Annotated in this window: 2 protein-coding genes; both read right to left on the minus strand. The window is 52.6% G+C overall.

Annotated features, from left to right (window positions below; all coding sequences use genetic code 11):
• Positions 1 to 163: 163 nt before the first annotated feature.
• A complete protein-coding gene (locus tag HXW87_RS14320) occupies positions 164 to 541 on the minus strand; it encodes a type II toxin-antitoxin system VapC family toxin (RefSeq protein WP_182404268.1) in 378 nt (125 codons plus the stop codon).
• Positions 538 to 876: a type II toxin-antitoxin system Phd/YefM family antitoxin gene (locus HXW87_RS14325; RefSeq protein WP_239779156.1), complete on the minus strand. Its 339-nt coding sequence runs from the start codon at positions 874 to 876 to the stop codon at positions 538 to 540. The genes HXW87_RS14320 and HXW87_RS14325 overlap by 4 nt, the downstream gene beginning before the upstream one ends.
• Positions 877 to 1128 lie beyond the last annotated feature (252 nt).

A 1128-nucleotide genomic window follows, 5' to 3' on the forward strand; every position in this document is an offset into this window, starting at 1 on the left:
GCGGCAGCTCCTACAGGACATCGGTCAATGCCAGCTTCATGCTTGAATTTCTTCAAAGATATCAAGCATGGGGTCAGGCCCGGGTACACCCGGATTCACTGTGTGGCTTGATGGTTGGCCTGGCAGCCAGCATTGATGTGTGACGGTGCTAGATGTGTCTTGATCAGACCAGAACAGCCATATCGGTGTACCGAGCAACCAGAGCATCAGCCGTAAGCAACTTCATTGGTTCGGTCATCGCTGTGGCCACGATAATACGGTCAAACGGATCGCGATGATGGTGCTCAAGATCCTTCACAGCGATGGCGTGCTCTGCAGTCACTGGCAGTTCGATAAAGCCACTGTCGAGACAATATTGGCGGACTTCTTCCAGATCAACATTTAGCTTGCCGAGCCCAACCTTGATCGCCATTTCCCAGAAGGTGGCGGCGCTGATGTAGATTTCGGCGGCGTTCTCAATCAGTTTTCTGGCTTTGCCGGACAGTCTGACGTCATCACTGAGCGTCCAGAGCAAAACGTGCGTGTCGAGCAGAAGCCTCATGCTTGAGTGCCCTCAAATGCATCAAGCATGTCATCGGGCAATGGTGAGTCGAAATCGTCGGGCAACACCAGTTTGCCTTTCATTGCGCCAATACGTTGAGCGCTGGGTTTTCCTACGGGAACGAGGCGAGCCATCGGCCGGCCATGCTTGGCAATCGTGATGACTTGGCCAGCAGCGGCTTCATCGACGAGTTTGGATAAATTGTTTTTGGCTTCAGCCAGCGGAACGATGATCATCAGCTCACCCCTGTATTCTGGACAAATATAGCCAGAATATTTCGGTGCTGCCAATCCGTAGACTTTTTCAGCCCATTCGCAAACGATGTCCCTGTTCATTTTTTGCCTCTCATCGGTATCCATCTGCCAGGGCCTCCACCTTAGTGCTATCTACTCAAAACTGGCTGTAGGACAAGACGGAGGTTGCGGCGAGAGGTTTCGGCGTTTGTGTGGAGACCGCAGCAAATCGGTAAAAAATCGTACAAAAATACCGAATGACCCACTGCCATCGCTGGCAAGCCAGCTCCCACAAGTCTGCGTGTCGTCCACAAAACTCAAAAACACCCCGATCCCTGTAGGAGCTGCCGCAGG

Source organism: Pseudomonas sp. Y5-11, from assembly GCF_022368695.1.
GTDB lineage: Bacteria > Pseudomonadota > Gammaproteobacteria > Pseudomonadales > Pseudomonadaceae > Aquipseudomonas > Aquipseudomonas parakoreensis.